Below are 18,349 nucleotides of genomic sequence, written 5' to 3'. Positions count from 1 at the left end.
TTCAATATAAGCGGGTCCGATTTTGTAGAGATGTTCGTCGGCGTCGGCGCTTCACGCGTGAGGGACCTGTTTAATCAGGGGAAAAAGAATGCCCCCTGTATTATCTTTATCGATGAGATAGATGCTGTCGGAAGACACAGGGGCGCCGGTCTTGGCGGAGGCCACGACGAGCGGGAGCAGACCCTGAACCAGCTCCTTGTTGAGATGGATGGGTTCGAATCGAACGAAGGGGTTATCGTTATGTCCGCAACGAACAGGCCCGATGTCCTGGACCCTGCGCTTTTGAGGCCGGGGAGGTTCGACAGACAGATTGTCGTCTCTACGCCTGACGTAAAGGGCAGGGAGGCGATCTTGAAGGTCCATACAAGAAAAACGGTGGTCTCAGACGATGTTGATCTATCGATAATCGCGCGAGGGACCCCGGGCTTTTCAGGCGCCGACCTTGAAAACCTTGTCAACGAAGCGGCCCTCATCGCCGCCAGAAGGGCAAAAAAGTCCATCGAGAACGACGATTTCGAGCACGCAAAAGACAAAGTCCTCATGGGTGTTGAACGAAGAAGCATGATCATACCCTTTGAGGAAAGGAAGAATGCCGCATATCACGAGGCAGGTCATGCCCTTGTGGCAAGGATGATTCCCGGATCCGACCCTATCCATAAGGTTACCATTATCCCGCGGGGCAGGGCGCTCGGGATTACCCAGCAGCTCCCCATAGATGAACGGCACACCTATCCGAAAGAGTATCTCCTCAACAACATAACCATCCTCCTTGGAGGCAGGGCTGCGGAGGAACTCATCTTCAACCACTCGACGACGGGCGCAGGAAACGACATCGAGAGGGCAACGGCGATCGCGAGGAAGATGGTCTGCGAGTGGGGCATGAGCGAGAAGCTCGGGCCTTTGAATTACGGAAAGAACGAGGAACACATATTCCTCGGCAAAGAGATAGGAAGACAAAGGGATTTCAGTGAAAGTACCGCCCAGGAGATCGATGAAGAATTGCAGAGCATGGTCCGGGGCTGTTATGAAAGGGCAAGGGGATTGCTCTCCGGAAATATGAACGCCCTCCACGCCATAGCGGGTAAGCTTTTAGAAAAGGAAGCCCTTGACGGCCAGGAGATCGATGTTATTATCAGGGAAAACATGGATGAAAAGGAAAAGGGAGTTGCGATGCAATAAAAGGCCGCTGATAATGGGGATCCTCAATGTAACACCGGATTCCTTTTTTGACGGAGGCAGGTTTTTCGATATCGAAAAGGCCGTAGAACATGCCCTGAGAATGGTTGAAGACGGAGCGGATATTATAGATGTGGGTGGAGAGTCAACAAGACCGTATTCAGAACCTGTTTCTGTTGATGAAGAGCTGAGAAGGGTCATAGCTGTTATCAGCAGAATACGGACCCGATCAGACACCCTCATTTCGATAGATACCTACAAAGCAAAAACCGCCAGGGCAGCACACGATGCAGGGGCCGACATGATAAACGACATAAGCGGTTTAACCTTTGATCGCGACATGGCGGATACGGTAGGCGATCTCGGCGCTTATGTGGTGATCATGCACATCAAAGGGACCCCGGAGAACATGCAGCAAGAGCCCTTTTACGATGATGTAATATCGGAGATAAAAGATTTTTTCATCGAGAGGATCCATTTCGCAAAGGACCACGGGGTGAAGGAGGACAATATCATCATCGACCCCGGCATTGGTTTTGGCAAAAGGGTTGAGGATGATCTGAAGATCTTGAAGATGCTCGGTGCGTTTAAGGATATCGAAAGGCCGGTCCTTGTAGGTGCTTCAATGAAGAGCTTCATAGGAAAGGTTATCGATACCCCGATAGAAGAGAGGATCAACGGGACGCTCGCAAGTCTCGCAATCTCTCTCTGGAACGGCGCAGATATCATACGTGTTCATGATGTGAAAAAGGCTCACAGGGTGCTCAGTCTCGTACACGCTGTCAGAGAATCATGATTACCTACTTTCGCTGGCAAGATATTTTAGATATCCTCGTTGTTGCTTTCATTGTTTACAAAACCTTCCTCCTGATCAAGGGAACGAGGGCAATTCAGCTCATTGTCGGTTTCATCATAGTTCTTTTTGTTTTTTATCTCGCAAAAACGCTCGAGCTCTTTACCTTAAGCTGGATCTTCAATAGCTTCGTCGGCTCCATAATACTTGTTATTGTCGTCATATTTCAGAGCGATATCAGGAGGGTGCTGGTAGCGCTTGGAAGGAGCCCCTTTTTCAAGAAGATTACCTATGTGCAGGAGACCCTTTTCTATGATGAATTGACGAACGCCTGTACGGTCATGGGGAAACGAAGGAACGGGGCGCTGATCGTGGTAGAACGCGAGATCGGGCTTGAAGAGTTTATGGAGATAGGCATCCGGCTGGATGCGGAGATGAATACCGAGCTGATCGTCAGTATATTCCAGAGCGCATCCCCGCTCCACGACGGTGCGATGATCGTCCGTGAGGGGAGGATCAGGGCCGCAGGCTGTGTCCTGCCGCTCACCACCGACGAAAACCTTGACAAGAGTCTGGGGACGAGGCACAGGGCGGCGATCGGGATTACAGAGGTAACGGATGCCTTTGCCGTTGTCGTATCGGAAGAACATGGTACTATTTCGTATGCCTATAAGGGTGAGTTCTTTACGAAGGTGAACGCCGATGTGTTGAAAAAGGCGTTAAAGGAAGTGCTGGCGTGATAAAAGCAGAGAGCAGAGAGCAGAGAGCAGAGAGCAGAGAGCAGAGAGCAGAGAGCAGAGAGCAGAGAGCAGTAGTCACCCTGTGTACATGAATTGATTGGGATTGGATATGGGACTGTTAAGAAAATATGTACTCAACGACATGAAGCTGAAGCTGCTTTCGCTTGTCCTCGCCGTTCTGTTATGGTTTGCCGTCTCCTATATCGGCGAGTCGAAGATGAGCGTCAGTGTGCCCATATCCACGGGCAATCCCGGAGAGACGTATATGGTGACCGCCATGGACACCGAAGATGTTCTCGTCACTATCAATGGTCCTGTGTCGGCGCTTAAGAATATGAAGGCACGGGATATAAAGGTCCACATCGACCTATCGGATCTTAAGGCAGGCAAACATACATTTAGTCTGCTCAAAGGGGATATCCAGTTACCGAAGGGGGTTCAGGCAGAGCAGGTTAAGCCTGATTCCATATCCATCGAGATAGAGCCCGTTATAGAGAAGAGGTTAAGAACTATTGTAAAATTGGACAAAAAGTGGACCGGTCAATACATGATAAAATCCTGGAGTCCCACCTATGTCATCGCGGAGGGAGCAAAAAACTCCCTGGCGGACAAGGCCGTCATTGAAACACAGACAGTAGATGGAAACTTTCTGGAAGACGAAGAAGAAGTTCTGGTAGGCCTGAATCCAAAGAATATGATTGTGAAGAGATTGAGGCCAAATGTTGTAAGGGTCGTTTTAAAGAGGCAATAAGATGGAAAGAAACCCCTCATCAGTATTGATGCTTTTCAGTAGTATTGATGCTTTTCAGTAGTATTGATGCTTTTCAGTATTGGTGGATATAAAAGAATTTTCGGAGGAATGATATGCCTGAACTTATGGTGAACATAGACCATGTTGCGACCTTGCGGGAGGCGCGCGGCGTTCATTACCCCGACCCTGTCTATGCTGCCGGAATTGTGGAGATAGCAGGCGCATCGGGTATTATCGTACACCTGCGTGAAGACAGGCGTCACATTAATGACCGGGACGTGAAGCTGCTGCGGGAGGTTGTGACTACGAAACTCAATCTCGAGATGGCCGCCACGGACGAAATGGTCGAGATTGCCAGAGGTCTTAAACCCGATATGGTGACCCTTGTCCCGGAAAAGAGGAAGGAACTGACAACCGAGGGTGGTCTTGACGTGGTCAAATTCCAGGATAGACTTAAAAAGGCCATACCAAGGATTCAGGAGAAAGGGGTCAAGGTGAGTCTCTTTGTCGACCCCAGGGACGCGCAGATTATAGCGGCACACAAGGTCAATGCCGATATGATCGAGATCCACACCGGCGCGTACAGCGATGCCCGAACAGAAGCGATCCGCAAGGAGGAGTTACAAAAGGTTATCCGTTCTGCCGTGAAAGGAAAGGAACTGGGTCTCGGTGTGAATGCAGGGCATGGTCTGCATTATCATAATGTGAAGGAGATCGCTGTTATACCGGAGATTGATGAATTGAGCATAGGCCACAGCATCATCGCCCGGGCGGTTTTTGTCGGCCTTGACCTGGCGATACGGGATATGATCGCGCTGATAAGCTAATAAGCTGAGAGCTGAGAGCAAATGCTCCTCCTGTCAGCCATGAGCTAAGAGCGGAGGTTTCAAGTGGTTGGTATTGATATCGTCGATATTGCACGGATAACGGGTATGCTGGAGAGGTACGGCGAACGGTTCCTCAACAGGGTATTTACTGAAGAGGAGATCCGGTACGCACAGGGGAAAAAGCGGGTCCAGGAATCTCTTGCCGGGCGCTTTGCGGCAAAAGAGGCCTTTATGAAGGCTGTCGGAAAGCGGTTATCGTGGAAGGCAATAGAGATATCCCAGGTTGATGCGCGACCCTATATCTGTTATAAGGATACCCTCTACCGTGGGGTCAGCATCTCCCATGAACGGGCATATGCTGTTTCGGTGGTGGTGATTCCATGAAAAAACCGGTAAATGCGCACACGCGTGAAAGAGAATATGCACTTCGTTGTTGTATTATTGTTTGTTACGCATTATGGCGTCTACGACTCTACGCGTCCATATGTCTACAAGGCAGGAGGTGGCCATGAAGATACTCTCACCGGAAAGAATGGCGAAGTACGACGAGTATGCCATAAAGACGTGGGGGATCCCTTCCGCAGTGCTTATGGAGAACGCCGGTCGGAATACGTACAGACTGGTGAAGGAACGATATCTGCCCGGCGCCGGCGCTATTGCTGTTATCTGCGGTCGGGGGAACAACGGGGGCGACGGGTTTGTCATATCGAGATACGCCCTGAGGGATGGTTTCCGGACGACGGTTTTTCTTCTCGGCAAAAGATCTGGGTTAAAAGGTGATGCCGCGCTTAATATGGGGCTCTATGCATCGATCGGCGGAGAGATCGTCGAATGCACAAAGGACATTGATGCCCTGAAAAAAGGCATACAGGAGGCGGGTATCCTGGTCGACGCTATCTTCGGCACAGGGCTTTCGAAGGCAACGGGTGGAAACGAGAAACTTGCGATAGAAGCGATGAACGATTCCGGGAAACCGGTCATCTCCGTCGATATCCCCTCGGGCATCGACGGAAAAACAGGGTTACCCCTCGGCGCCGCAGTACAGGCCACCCACACATTTACCTACGGGTACCCGAAACCGGGGCAGATCCTCTATCCCGGGGCATACCATGTCGGCAGACTGACGGTTGTTGATATCTCCATTCCGGCATTCATTGAAGATACAATCGGTATCGATGGTATTGTTGCGGATGGCGGGATGCTGCGGGGGTTCATAAGGGAAAGGTTGCCCTGGTCCCATAAAGGGACCTTCGGTCACGTCGTGGTGATTGCCGGATCAACGGGTAAAACCGGTGCGGCCCACATGGCTTCATTAGCTGCCCTGAAGGTGGGGGCGGGGCTTGTCACGCTCATCATTCCGGAAAGCCTCAACGGCATTATGGAGGCAAAACTCACGGAGGTGATGACATATCCTGTTAAAGACAGGGGGAAAGGCCATCTCCCTATCTCAGCGTACAAAGAGATCGCCGATTTCGTTGAGGATAAAGATGTCGTCGTCATGGGACCGGGACTTTCGCAGAACAAGGAAACGATGGAGCTTGTGAGGAAACTGCACAGGAACGTGCAAAAGCCTTTTGTGATCGATGCCGACGGGATCAATGCGTTTCAGGACCATCCCGATATGATCAGGACCTCAAAACACGGGGCTGTCTTTACGCCCCATCCAGGCGAACTGGCGCGCGTCATGGGTATTACCCCGCAGGCCATCAACACCGACAGGATAGGGACAGGGAGATCCTTTACGGACAAGTACGGTGTCCACCTCCTCCTGAAAGGGGCACGGAGTATCCTTTTCAGTCCCAAAGGAGAGATGATCATCAACCCCACGGGCAACCCGGCCCTTGCAAAAGGCGGGAGCGGCGACATACTGACAGGATTCATCGGGGGTTTTGTCGCGCAGGGTTATTCGCTCACGGAGGCAACAATATTAGCTGCCTATATCCATGGTTATATCGCTGACACGTGGGTTGAGGGCGGCGTTGACCTTGACATGCTCGCCTGCGATCTCCTTGCCGGAGCAGGAAAGGCGATACAGGAAATCAGGGATGGAAAGGATAGAATATACATCGAAAAGTCCCTCTGAGACGTGGGATATAGGCGAACGTATCGGGAAAGGTGCAAGGCGGGGTGACCTCTATGCCATTTATGGTGAGCTCGGCACAGGCAAGACCCAGCTTGTCAAGGGTATCGCGCGGGGCATCGGTATCCGGGACTGGCAATATGTGGCAAGTCCCTCCTTTACGATCATGAATGTCTATGAAGGTGATTTTACTCTTTGCCATGTTGACCTCTACAGGATTGAAGGGTATGATGTTGAGAGCCTCGATATTGAGGAGTTTCTTGAGCAAGGCATCGTAGCTGTTGAATGGGCAGAAAGGGGTACCTGGTGGAATGGTACTATCAAGGTGTATATAGATGCGATCAGCGAAGGAGAGAGAAGGATAATTATTACGAAAACATGAGCTATCAGCGATCAGCTCTCAGCAACAGGCAGCGGGCCGATCACTGATAACCAATACCGATTTTTATATATGGAGGTAGACAATGCTTATTGTGCAGAAATACGGAGGAACTTCAGTAGCGGATCTTGAGCGGATCGCTAATATTGCGAAGAGGATTATCCGTTACAGAGAGGAAGACAACGATCTCGTTATTGTAGTCTCTGCCATGGCAGGAGAAACAGACAGGCTGCTGGGCCTGGCGCATAGCATCAGCAAGTTCCCCGAAGAGAGGGAGCTTGATGTGCTTGTCTCAACCGGTGAGCAGGTGGTTTCGGCGCTGCTCGCCATAACGCTCAAAACCATGCTCTGTGATGCCGTGTCTCTCCTTGGACATCAGGTACGGATCGTAACGGATTCAAGCTACACGAGGGCGAGAATTTCCCGTATTGAGCAGAACCAGGTTGTCTCTGAACTTAACAGAGGGAAAGTAGTTGTTGTTCCGGGTTTTCAGGGTGTCGATGAAAAGGGAAATATTACAACACTGGGACGTGGAGGTTCGGACACCTCGGCCGTTGCACTGGCAGCAGCCCTGAACGCGGATATGTGTGAGATATATACCGACGTGGATGGTGTGTACACGGCGGACCCGAACATCTGCGAAAGGGCCAGGAGGCTTGACAGGATCTCCTATGAGGAAATGCTTGAAATGGCGAGCCTTGGAGCGAAGGTATTACAGATACGATCTGTTGAGTTCGCAAAAAGATACAATGTACCGATTCTCGTAAAATCTTCCTTCACGGATGGTGAAGGAACACTCGTTTGTAAGGAGGTTTCTGACATGGAAAAGATGGAAGTTACAGGTGTCACGTATAATAAGAACGAATCGAAGATCACGGTAAGCAAGGTCCCCGATAAGCCGGGCATCGCGTCAGATATCTTTACCGCTCTTTCTGATGCGCAGATCATCGTCGATGTTATTGTCCAGAACGTAAGCCGCGACAATTTTACCGATATCACCTTTACCGTTGCTAATGCAGACGGCAAGAAGGCATATAAGCTCATGGAAGAGATGGCAGAAAAGATCGGCGCCGAGAAGGTAGCCATCGATGAAGACATCGCCAAGGTATCCATTATCGGGCTCGGCATGAGGTCGCATGCCGGTGTCGCTTCGAAGATGTTTGCCGTGCTCGCGAAGGAAGGGATCAACATAGAGGCAATCACCACATCGGAGATCAAGATATCCTGTGTTGTTGAGAAGAAATACGGGGAGCTTGCGGTCCGCGCCCTTCATACCGCGTTCGGTCTTGATGAGGGAACGGTTGAGGAGGAGAAGTGAGGGTCGAGTTTTACGACACCACGCTTCGCGATGGTGCCCAGTCAGAGGATATAGCCTTTTCTCTCAACGATAAACTGAGGATCACAGAGAAGCTTGACGAATTCGGCATCCATTACATCGAAGGCGGATGGCCCGGATCCAATCCGAAGGACCTCCGGTATTTTAAGGAAGTAAAAAGGCTTCACCTTAAGCAAGCGAAGGTAGTGGCCTTCAGCAGCACCATCAAGCCCCAGAGCCGCCCGGACAAGGATGAGATCATGCAGGCGATCCTCGAGGCCGATACAGGGTGGGTGACTATTGTCGGTAAAAGCTGGGATCTCCATGTCAGGGATGCACTGAAGGTCAGCCTGGATATGAACCTGCGGATGATCGAGAAAACGATCGATTACCTGAAGAAAAAGGGGAAGTATGTATTTTTCGATGCCGAGCATTTTTTCGACGGGTACAGGAGGAACCGCGATTATGCAATGAAGGTGCTCAGCGTTGCCCACAGTGCCGGCGCCGATACGCTTGTCCTCTGCGATACCAACGGCGGGACCATGCCCTATGAGGTATACGACACGGTGACGGACGTCAGAAAGACAATGAAGGCGAAACTCGGCATCCATACCCACAACGATACGGAACTTGCCGTCGCAAACACGCTGATGGCGGTAAACGCAGGGTGTGAAAACATCCAGGGCACGGTGAACGGGTATGGTGAACGGTGCGGAAATGCGAACCTCTGCTCTATCATACCGAACGTTATCCTGAAGATGGGTCACGAAGGGATACCGAAAGAACAACTGAAAAAGCTCCGCGCCTTAAGTCTCTTCATCGACGAGATGGCGAATTTTATCCCCGACAAGCATAAACCCTACGTGGGTGAGAGCGCCTTTGCGCACAAGGGCGGCATCCATGTGAGCGCCATCAGGAGGAACCCGGAGACATACGAGCATATAGCCCCCGAGCAGGTCGGGAACGCCCAGCGGGTGCTGATCTCGGATTTGTCCGGTGAAAGCAGTATCCTTTACAAGGCAAAGGAATTCAATATTGATATCGGGAAAGACAAAAAGGTCGCAAAAGAGGTCGTCAAAAAGATCAAGGACCTCGAGATGTACGGTTACCAGTTCGAGGGCGCAGAAGGATCTCTTGAACTTCTCATGAAAAAGAAATTGGGGATCCACAGGGATTACTTTGAACTGATCGGCTTCAGGATCATCGTTGAAAAGAAGGAGAAGGCGCATCCCGTGACGGAGGCAACGATCCTGGTCAGGGTCGGAGACCGGGTCGAGCACACGGCGGCCCTCGGCAAAGGCCCTGTAAATGCCCTTGATAATGCGCTGCGGAAGGCCCTCCACAAGTTCTATCCCCTGCTTAAAGACATGGACCTTGTCGATTACAAGGTCAGGGTGCTGTCCACGAAAGAAGGCACCGGTGCGCCAACGAGAGTGCTCATCGAAAGCAGCGACGGAAAGCGGACGTGGAACACTGTCGGCGTATCGGAGAACATCATTGAAGCGAGCTGGCGTGCGCTCGTCGACAGCATCGATTACAAACTGCTTATCGAGGAGGAGAAGAACCGGTGAAAAGGTCTTTCAATATACGGAATGCGACAAAGAAATTGAACATCCTGAGGTCGTTGCGTAGCTACAAGCGTCCCTTCAGGGTGGTAGGCACTTACAGGCTCATTGATGACGGCTTGCGGCCGGAGGCAACGGTCATCCTCAAGGCAGACGGCAAGGAGATGCATGAGGCCGCCACCGGCGTCGGTCCCGTTGACGCCCTCGCAAATGTATTAAAAAAATCCCTCTCTTCGATGTTTCCCGTGATCCAGGGGGTCAAGCTCATAGACTATTCAGCAAAGGTGCATGATGCAAAGTCCGGTACCTCTGCAAAGGTAGAGGTATCTATTGTGTTCACGGATGGTGAAGAGATCTGGAGCGTTACCGAGATCTCCGATAACATCAACATGGCATCTTTCATGGCGCTCCTCGACGGCTTCGAGTACGCCATACTGTCGAAGAAAGACAGCGGATAGCGCAATACCAAATTGCCTTCATTCATATAGCTTCGTTGCCTTCGTCGTCATCGACTCGACGTACGAAAATGTACGCCTCCGTCGCCTCCTCCTCGTCGCCTCGCTCTATTTTTGAATGCAATTTGGTATTAATCTCTTACGGCTTGTTGAATCAGATTAGTATTACAATCCTATTATAAATTGACCAAAATAGTATTACGATACTATTAAAGGGATAGATAATTCCTTTCTTGCGGTTGACGATATAGAGATAGGCGTCGGAAATAAAATACCCCTGTGGCTTTTCGGCTTTCTGTATTGATCCGCCCCCGGCACTTCGTTGTCAGTCCGCCCCGACCGGCAAAATGGTGAGTAATGAAAGCGGTTCACTTAAAAAAGTTTGTATTTTTGACTTTGTTTGGGTAGAATGGCCTCATAGAACAGGTGGGGTTAATTTCTATAATCGACGGGAAGATTAAAGCGAAGATTACCTTTAAAACAATCCTGCCTGCCCATTAATTCGATGGTCAAAGGCCAACAATACTGGTTACACAAACTTGCCACATTACGGATAGACCGCGCACGGGGCAACCCTGCTCCCCATAAACCGATTCTCCTGCTGGTTATTATCGAGATGGCCGAGAGAGGGGAGATAAAAGATCGAGACATTGTCCTTTCTCCTGACATTGCTTTTAGATTCAGTGCTTACTGGTCCATTGTGGCCGCCCGCCGTACCCAGCCACCCGAAGTGCGATTGCCGTTTCATCATCTTGGTTCGTCCGGCGTCTGGCAACCCTTGATGCCGGACGGTAAGCCGTCACCGGATAAGAAACTTACTGCTATGGTGAGGCTATCGCCCGGATTTTTCGAATGCCTTGCTGATCAAAAATTCCGCGACCAGGCCCGCAGGGTACTCGTTGATACTGATCCGTATTTTCTTCCCGAGGAAAGAACAGCCCTCTACGCCATGCTTCATATGAGGCCGAGGGAACCTGAGGTTAGAGAAGAAAAAGAGGTATATAAGGCAGTCATTGAGAAAGGTCGTGACGCCCGTTTTCGTATCGAGGTGGTTGTTCTGGCTTACAAACACACGTGTGCCCTTACGGGTTATCGTCTGACCACTATTGAAATGGACAGCATCGTTGATGCGGCTCATATCCATGAGTTCCGTGATTCCCGCAATAACGATCCCCGGAATGGAATGGCATTATGCAAGAATGCCCACTGGCAGTTTGATCATGGTTTGTGGTCAATAAGCGATGATTATCGGGTGCTGATAAGCAGAGAGAAGTTCATCGAAGACGGAGTTCCGGGACAACGCCTCGCAGATTTTGAAGGCCGTCGTATTTTCCTGCCCAGCGATCCGGGATATTGGCCGGAACACAGCTACCTTGAATGGCATAGAAAGAGACATGGGTTTTAAGGACAAAAAGTCAGCCCTTGACATTTCTATTTTGCTACCTTAACCTCAGCGCTTCAACGATCCTCATATGCGCGGCGCGGATCACGGATTAGAAAAGAGTTTCTATCGTTCTGTTGCCGGTCAGGATGTCATCTATAGGAATAAGGTTTTTCTGAACCTCCCGCCGATAGTCTTGTTTGTCCTATGAATACTGCCCGTTCCAGAGCGATTCAAGAAATATCCTGAGAGGAAGGACTGTGATCTCGCCCAATCTCCGCGTCCTCGGATCGAGACTAACGCAGAGGTAACGTTTCATCTTCTTTTCTTCGGCAAGGGCCTTGAGGGACCTCAAATCCTGAAGCGATACGTTGTTTTTCGCCTTGACCTCCACAGCGGTGTGGTCCCCAATGATGAAGTCGACCTCAAAGCCACTCGGGCAAAAGGGGACGTTCTTAAGAAATGATTCCTGAGAAGTAACTCGATCTTTGAAGTAGTTGCAGACTTCATAAAAAATTAATGTAGTAACTATAATGCGTTGGAAAGTACATATTTTGACGAACTGTTTAAAAGGCACTTACTTCTCAGGGATCAGAAATTAAATAAAAAAAGGAATAACAGGGGGATCATCATTATTCCATTATCTTTTATTGGCAGAGTTGATTCTCATGTGACCATTGGGAACATATTGTGTTGTCTTTACATTAATGGCTATGGATAACCAATTACAAGAGTTTTGGGGAAGAGAGGAAAAGTTAAATTTCTTAAGAATGTTCTACTGTATTTGTCATCACTGTCGTCATATATCATGACAAATGACGACTTAATTGCAATATATTTTTTGACCCTGCTCCAGACAAAATGACAAAAGCAAAAGGGGACGTTGTCTGTCGACTGTTTGTCTTGCAAAATCGCATGTTTTACCTGATAATAGTAAGTATGAAACGGTGGTATGTCGTGAATACGAAGCCGAAGAATGAAGACCGTGCCGCGAATAATTTTCTTGGTGGGGGCATTGAGGCGCTCTCTCCCAAACTGCGAATGAGAAAATACAAAGAAGGCAAGTTCATCGATTATATAGAGCCGATGTTCCCGGGCTATATCTTTGTAAAATTCCATCCTGTCGATGATTTCCGTCTCGTCAAATACACCCGTGGGGTAAAGACGATCGTCAATTTCAACGGCAATATAATTCCGCTCCGGGATGAGGTCATCACCTTTATCAGGGGTCGCCTTGAGGACGGTGTGGCGACAATAAAGAAAAAGGACTTTAAGAAAGGCGAGAAGATCTTTATCAAGGACGGACCCTTTAAGGGTCTGACAGGGATATTTGAAAAGGCGCTGGACGGCCAGGAACGTGTCGCCATCCTCCTCGACAGCGTCAATTATTCCGCCAGGATGGAGATTGACAGGGATCTGCTGACAAGCGGATAAAGACAGAAGAGCAGAGGTTGAGAAGGTGAGAGGAGCAGCAGGCGGAAGGGCAGAAGGTGAGAGGTATAGTTGATAATAAAGCACTTCAGAGATCTTGAAGTATATAAAAAGGCTTTTGCAGCAGTCATGAAAATATACGAGGTTTCGAAAGGATTTCCAAAAGACGAAACTTACTCCCTGATAGACCAGATGCGTCGTTCCTCGAGATCCGTATGTTCTAATCTTGCCGAGTCATGGCGAAAAAGGCGATACAAAGCAGTTTTTAGAAATAAAATAACAGATGCAATGCAAGAGGCATCTGAAACACAAAGCTGGCTGGAGTTCTCATTTGCATGTAAGTATATCGATACGGATATTTTCAATAGGCTTGACAACGAATATGAAGAAATAATTGCCATGCTTAACGGGATGGAGAAAAATTCTGATAAGTTTTGTTTTTAACTCACCCTCTCACCTTCTGCTCTTCTCACCTTCTGCCTCAACTCATGGGGGTACATTATAGAACTTTACGGTAACACACAGGGACTGCATTACCTCATCAAGCGAAGGCTCACCAATCTTTATAAAAAAAGGGTTGAACCCGCTGCCATCATCTCTTTTGATACAGCCCGGCAGATTATGCAGATCTCAAAGGAGACATCGCGCCAGATAGGCATCCTCATAAACAGGAGGGGCCTCGTGGAATACGTGATCGTCGGGGACAACAGGGGGATAGAGATACCGAGGCTCTCCACGGAAAGGGTCGGCAGGGCGCGTTTCAGGGGCTTAAGGTTCATCCACACACATCTGAACGGAGAGCTGCTTTCCAGGGAAGACCTGACCGATCTGGCGATCCTTCAACTGGATCTTGTTGCCTGTATAACCGAAAGGGCGGGCGAGAGGGGAGAATCGGTCCATATAGGCTACCTGATCCCGGAGAACAGGGAGGGGAGGGCCTGGGCGTTTATGGATCCTCTCAATATACAGGACCTTGATGTTGATTTTATCTCCTTCATTACCGAGCTGGAAAATGAATTTGTGCGCGCCCGCGGCAGGTTTTACGTTACCGGCGGGGACAAAGACCAGTGTGTCCTCGTCAGCGTCGTCCCTCCCGGTCGGGGGAAGAATATCGAGGATCACGTTGCAGAGCTGAAAGATCTCTGCTACTCGGCCGGCATCACGGTGCTCGATACGATCACCCAGAGACCGAAGGAACTACACCCAAGGTATCTCGTGGGAAAAGGGAAGATCGGGGAGATCGTCATGAGATGCCAGCAACTCGGCGCGGACCTCCTTGTCTTTGGTGAGGAATTGACGCCGGGCCAGATGAACAGCATCTCATCGATGACGGAACTGAAGGTCATCGACAGGAACCAGCTCATCCTCGATATCTTCGCCGGGCGGGCGAACACGAATGAGGCGAAGATCCAGGTAGAGCTGGCGCAACTGAAATACATCCTCCCGAGGCTCGCTGGAAAAAACACGGCATTTTCACGGCTGACGGGCGGCATCGGCGGAAGGGGCCCCGGAGAGACAAAGCTCGAGATAGACAGGAGGCGCATCAGGGACAAGATCTCTTTTCTGGAAAAGAAGCTTATTGAGATCAGAAAGGTGAGGGAGAAGAAACGGGAGAAGAGGCGGTTTTCAGGCACGCCTATCGTATCGATCGTGGGGTATACCAATTCCGGCAAGTCGACGCTCCTGAACCTCCTCACGAAAAGTACCGTTGAGGTTGAAGACAAGCCGTTCAGCACGTTGAATCCCACGACCCGGACTATCAAGTACCCGGAACGGAAGGCGATCATCCTCACCGACACCGTCGGTTTTATCGAGAGCCTGCCCCAGGTCCTTCTCAGGGCCTTTATCGCAACGCTGGAAGAGCTTGAAGACGCCCATCTCCTGATACATCTTGTTGACGTCAGTGCGCCGGATTTCGAGGAGAAGATAGGTATTGTCGAAGATACGCTGCGTACCCTTGCACTGGACGACAAGAAAAGGATCATTGTCTTTAACAAGATTGACAGGATAGACAGGGCGTTCCTTCAATACGTTGAACAGAGGCACCGTGCCGTCTCGATCTCATGCACAAAACGAGAGGGTATTGAACGGTTGATAGAGACGATAGAGAAAACCCTGAGCATAGCTCATAGCTGCTAACAAAGTGAAAAGCCCTCTTAATTCGTGAATCGTAATTCGTAATTGGACGAACCCAATGAAAGGTGAATGTGTCATTGCGAGCGGAGCGCGGCAATCTCATTAATAGTTCATACCCTATGAGGTCGCTACGTCGCTTCGCTCCTCGCACATTGTGCTTTTCCACTTACGTCTCACGAATTACGAATTACGGTTGTTCTCGCCGAACACCTGATCCCGAACGGATTTATTATAATTTCGATATACGATATACGAACTACGATATACTGTGAGCTATCAGTTCTGCTGCTTTAAAAGCACTGATACAATGTACCTGTCCGGTTCCGGAAAATCGTATTGAACGAGTTCGCCGATTGTTACCCACCTGACCTCGTCATGGTCCTTAAGCCGGATGTCCCCACTCACGTAAGAAGCGCGATAGGCATATATTTTGATCGCTGACTGACAGTTGAGGACATGCCTGACGGAGCAGAGATAATCTCCGACGGTGATCTCGATGCCAAGCTCTTCCTCTATCTCCCTCTTCAGGCATTCTTCCAGGGATTCACCCTCTTCCATCTTTCCCCCGGGGAATTCCCATGGGTAACCTGCATAAGCGCGTTTTCTTTTTGCAATGAGGACCATGCCGTCTTTTTCAATAACCGCGGCGGTAACAGGGGTATAATAGAGGTCATCCATGTTCGATGTCCTTATACCGAATTGCCTTCATTCATATAGCTTCGTTGCCTTCGTCGTCATCGACTCGACGTACTAAAATGTACGCCTCCGTCGCCTCCTCCTCGTCGCCTCGCTCTATTTTTGAATGCAATTCGGTATTGAGAATATCTGGCATCATGATCAGGCGGGCTACCGGATGAGGTCGATCTTCGTCAGCGTTGTCTGGTTTGATACCCTTGGCGCATTGACAAGATTCCACGCAACGTACTGTTCCGCATAGAGATCTTCCGCGGACATACCGTCAACAGGTACAACGACTGAAAGCCCCCTGAAGGCAGCGCCGCTTGCCGTGTAGAGGACTGCCCCGTGAGCCGCTGTCCCGACGACGATGACTGTTTTTACGTCTTTCTCCTTGAGGATCTTTTCAAGATCTGTGCCGAGGAATTTATCCGGCCCGGAGGTCACAACCGGTTCATTCGCGCGCGGAGCAAGCCCTTGGGCAATATCTGTTGTTGCGGCACCGGGAGAAAGGCTATAGACCACAGGGACCCCCTTTGCACGGGCAAAGGCAAGGAGCTTCTTGACCCCTGGTATGGATGCGATGCAGCGGGGCCGCCTTTCGGCATTACAGGTTTGTTTATTAAAATCGAGCATCAGGAGGGCCGTTGTTTTCGGGTTCACTGTTACAGGTTTCAGTTCCGGCGCCGCCGGGACCTTCACGGTATTCCATTCGTCAATAATATTCCCGGCATGCAGGGCGGAAGGGGAAAAAGCACAAAAAGCTGTGAGAAAACAGGCATAAATCATCACGTATCCCATAATGGAAACAAGGCGTCGTTCCATGATAACCTCCCTTTCGGTGATATTTGTCTCCAAATGCTAACGATTTACATGGGGTTTGTCAATAATATGCATGAACGGAGCCAATGGCGAGAAGAATCAGTTTAAGGTTAAGGTTGAGGAGAACCAGAGTTTGCTTAACCTTAGCCTGAACCTTAGCCTGCTTTTTGCTGACTGCTGATAGCTGTACTAACCCCTTAAGTTATTGTGAAATCAGGCGACAAATCTTATGGAATATTTATGGAGAGTAGCGCACAGAAAAGAATCCTCGTAGCAGAGGACAGCAAATCTCAGGCAAGGATCCTTGCTGATACGCTTTCAAGGAACGGTTATGCCGTAACTCTTGCTGAGGATGGGCTGACAGGACTTTACAAGCTCATGGAGACAAAGCCCCACCTCGTTATCAGCGATGTATGGATGCCGCGGATGAACGGCTATGAATTTTGCCGGACATTGAAGAATGACCAGGACCTCCGGAATGTCCCCGTAATCCTCCTCACGTCGATGTCGGATATTGAAGATATTGTCAAGGGTCTCGAGGCCGGGGCAGATTACTACATTACCAAGCCCTACGATAAAAGCATCCTGCTTGCCAAAGTGGAGCTGATCCTTTCAGGTGTCGTGCCTGCCGGGACAAGCGATACGAGGACACCGGTCGAGATAAAAACAAATGGCAGGGTCCACAGTGTCTTCCTGGAACCGCAGAAGGTAGTCAATTTTCTTCTTTCTACCTATGAGAACCTTCTCTCACAGAACAGGGACCTTACGCATACCAAGATAGAATTAAAGAAATTGAATGACCACCTCGAGGAAAGGGTCAGGGAGAAGACCGGGTATCTTGAAAAAGAGATAGCGGAACGGAAGAAAACCCAGGACGCACTTATAGAGTCAGAGACGAGATACCGCAGCATCTTCGAAAATGCTGTTGAAGGTATCTTTCAGAGCACCCCCGACGGCCATTTCATCAATATGAATCCTGCGTTCGTCAGGATGCTCGGTTATGGGTCGTTCCAGGAGGCATGTGAAGGTATTAACGACATTCCGACGCAGTACTATGTTGATCCTGGCGACAGAGCTCACTTTATGGAGATACTTGAGCAGAAGGGTATTATTCTTGAGTTTGAATCAAGGGTATATAAGAAGGACGGAAATATTATATGGACCTCGGTAAACGCCCATACCGTCAAAGACAAGAAGGGCAACATCCTTTACTATGAAGGTACTGTGGAAGATATTACCGAGTCGAAAAAGACAGAAGAGGCGCTGAAAAAGAGCTTTGCACACCTGCGAAAGACCCTGGACGGTACGGTGAAAGCCCTTGCTACAACGATAGAGATGCGGGACCCATACACGGCAGGCCACCAGAGACGTGTTGCACAGCTTGCATGCGCGATTACAAAAGAGATGGGGTTTTCAGAAGACGCCCTGGAGGGCATGCAGGTCATGGGGTTCCTCCACGATATCGGTAAGATCGTGGTTCCCGCAGAGATCCTCAGTAAACCCGGTGTTCTCAACGAGCTGGAATTCAATATGATCAAGGCCCACGCACAGGTCGGCTACAATATCCTGAAGGGGATCGAGTTCCCGTGGCCCGTGAATGATGTTGTCTTGCAGCACCATGAACGGTTAAACGGGTCGGGATACCCACAAGGTCTCACAAAAGAGAATATCATCGTAGAGGCCCGGATCCTGGCCGTTGCGGATGTTGTTGAGTCGATGGCATCGCACAGGCCCTATCGTCCTGCCCTCGGCATGGACAGGGCCCTCGAGGAGATCGTGCAGAAAAAGGGGGTTCTCTACGATGAAGATGTCGTAGACGCCTG

Annotated in this window: 19 protein-coding genes; 16 read left to right on the top strand and 3 right to left on the bottom strand. The window is 49.9% G+C overall.

Annotated elements, in window-relative coordinates; all coding sequences use genetic code 11:
* The 12 genes from ftsH to PHU49_03910 form a co-directional block, all read left to right on the top strand.
* Positions 1–1,179 (top strand): ATP-dependent zinc metalloprotease FtsH (gene ftsH, locus PHU49_03965; protein ID MDD5243150.1); only part of this gene is annotated, 1,179 nt, incomplete at its 5' end.
* Complete coding sequence (gene folP / locus PHU49_03960; GenBank protein ID MDD5243149.1) at positions 1,148–1,972, top strand: dihydropteroate synthase; 825 nt, start codon at positions 1,148–1,150, stop codon at positions 1,970–1,972. The genes ftsH and folP, both read left to right, overlap by 32 nt.
* Entirely contained in the window at positions 1,969–2,709 is a 741-nt protein-coding gene (cdaA, locus tag PHU49_03955; protein MDD5243148.1) for a diadenylate cyclase CdaA, read from the top strand. Before folP ends, cdaA begins: the two co-directional genes overlap by 4 nt.
* A gap of 109 nt (positions 2,710–2,818) precedes the next feature.
* Positions 2,819–3,460: a CdaR family protein gene (locus PHU49_03950; protein ID MDD5243147.1), complete on the top strand. Its 642-nt coding sequence runs from the start codon at positions 2,819–2,821 to the stop codon at positions 3,458–3,460.
* Positions 3,461–3,573: 113 nt separating this feature from the next.
* Positions 3,574–4,287 carry a pyridoxine 5'-phosphate synthase gene (locus tag PHU49_03945; protein ID MDD5243146.1) on the top strand — a complete coding sequence of 238 codons (714 nt, stop codon included), beginning with the start codon at positions 3,574–3,576 and terminating at the stop codon, positions 4,285–4,287.
* A 63-nt stretch (positions 4,288–4,350) separates the two neighbouring features.
* Complete coding sequence (gene acpS / locus PHU49_03940; GenBank protein MDD5243145.1) at positions 4,351–4,671, top strand: holo-ACP synthase; 321 nt, start codon at positions 4,351–4,353, stop codon at positions 4,669–4,671.
* A gap of 124 nt (positions 4,672–4,795) precedes the next feature.
* The gene (locus PHU49_03935; protein ID MDD5243144.1) at positions 4,796–6,370 is read left to right on the top strand and encodes an NAD(P)H-hydrate dehydratase; all 1,575 of its coding nucleotides are present in this window, start codon (positions 4,796–4,798) and stop codon (positions 6,368–6,370) included.
* Positions 6,333–6,749 (top strand): tRNA (adenosine(37)-N6)-threonylcarbamoyltransferase complex ATPase subunit type 1 TsaE, encoded by a 417-nt coding sequence (gene tsaE, locus PHU49_03930; GenBank protein MDD5243143.1) that lies wholly within the window; start codon positions 6,333–6,335, stop codon positions 6,747–6,749. Before PHU49_03935 ends, tsaE begins: the two co-directional genes overlap by 38 nt.
* A gap of 82 nt (positions 6,750–6,831) precedes the next feature.
* On the top strand, positions 6,832–8,064 hold the full coding sequence (locus PHU49_03925) for an aspartate kinase (protein ID MDD5243142.1): 1,233 nt from the start codon (positions 6,832–6,834) through the stop codon (positions 8,062–8,064).
* On the top strand, positions 8,061–9,632 hold the full coding sequence (cimA, locus tag PHU49_03920) for a citramalate synthase (protein ID MDD5243141.1): 1,572 nt from the start codon (positions 8,061–8,063) through the stop codon (positions 9,630–9,632). Before PHU49_03925 ends, cimA begins: the two co-directional genes overlap by 4 nt.
* A complete protein-coding gene (locus PHU49_03915) occupies positions 9,629–10,084 on the top strand; it encodes an alpha-isopropylmalate synthase regulatory domain-containing protein (protein MDD5243140.1) in 456 nt (151 codons plus the stop codon). Before cimA ends, PHU49_03915 begins: the two co-directional genes overlap by 4 nt.
* A gap of 502 nt (positions 10,085–10,586) precedes the next feature.
* Positions 10,587–11,486: an HNH endonuclease gene (locus PHU49_03910; GenBank protein ID MDD5243139.1), complete on the top strand. Its 900-nt coding sequence runs from the start codon at positions 10,587–10,589 to the stop codon at positions 11,484–11,486.
* Positions 11,487–11,667: 181 nt separating this feature from the next.
* On the opposite strand, the gene PHU49_03905 is transcribed toward PHU49_03910, so the two are convergent.
* Complete coding sequence (locus PHU49_03905; GenBank protein ID MDD5243138.1) at positions 11,668–11,856, bottom strand: hypothetical protein; 189 nt, start codon at positions 11,854–11,856, stop codon at positions 11,668–11,670.
* Positions 11,857–12,401: 545 nt separating this feature from the next.
* On the opposite strand from PHU49_03905, the gene PHU49_03900 reads away from it, so the two are divergent.
* The 3 genes from PHU49_03900 to hflX all read left to right on the top strand — a co-directional run bounded on the left by PHU49_03900 (position 12,402) and on the right by hflX (position 15,032).
* On the top strand, positions 12,402–12,896 hold the full coding sequence (locus tag PHU49_03900; GenBank protein ID MDD5243137.1) for a transcription termination/antitermination NusG family protein: 495 nt from the start codon (positions 12,402–12,404) through the stop codon (positions 12,894–12,896).
* A gap of 69 nt (positions 12,897–12,965) precedes the next feature.
* Positions 12,966–13,337 carry a four helix bundle protein gene (locus PHU49_03895; protein MDD5243136.1) on the top strand — a complete coding sequence of 124 codons (372 nt, stop codon included), beginning with the start codon at positions 12,966–12,968 and terminating at the stop codon, positions 13,335–13,337.
* Positions 13,338–13,514: 177 nt separating this feature from the next.
* Positions 13,515–15,032, top strand: a complete 1,518-nt coding sequence (gene hflX / locus PHU49_03890; GenBank protein ID MDD5243135.1) for a GTPase HflX — start codon at positions 13,515–13,517, stop codon at positions 15,030–15,032.
* Positions 15,033–15,305: 273 nt separating this feature from the next.
* On the opposite strand, the gene PHU49_03885 is transcribed toward hflX, so the two are convergent.
* Both PHU49_03885 and PHU49_03880 read right to left on the bottom strand, forming a co-directional pair.
* The gene (locus PHU49_03885) at positions 15,306–15,707 is read right to left on the bottom strand and encodes an NUDIX domain-containing protein (GenBank protein MDD5243134.1); all 402 of its coding nucleotides are present in this window, start codon (positions 15,705–15,707) and stop codon (positions 15,306–15,308) included.
* A 168-nt stretch (positions 15,708–15,875) separates the two neighbouring features.
* Positions 15,876–16,529, bottom strand: coding sequence for a cysteine hydrolase (locus PHU49_03880; protein ID MDD5243133.1), 654 nt, complete (start codon positions 16,527–16,529; stop codon positions 15,876–15,878).
* Positions 16,530–16,766: 237 nt separating this feature from the next.
* On the opposite strand from PHU49_03880, the gene PHU49_03875 reads away from it, so the two are divergent.
* The coding region (locus PHU49_03875; GenBank protein MDD5243132.1) for a response regulator at positions 16,767–18,349 on the top strand (1,583 nt) is incomplete at its 3' end.

The organism is Syntrophorhabdaceae bacterium, from assembly GCA_028713955.1.
Lineage (GTDB): Bacteria > Desulfobacterota > Syntrophorhabdia > Syntrophorhabdales > Syntrophorhabdaceae > UBA5609.
This window is presented reverse-complemented; position numbering and strand designations above follow the sequence as displayed.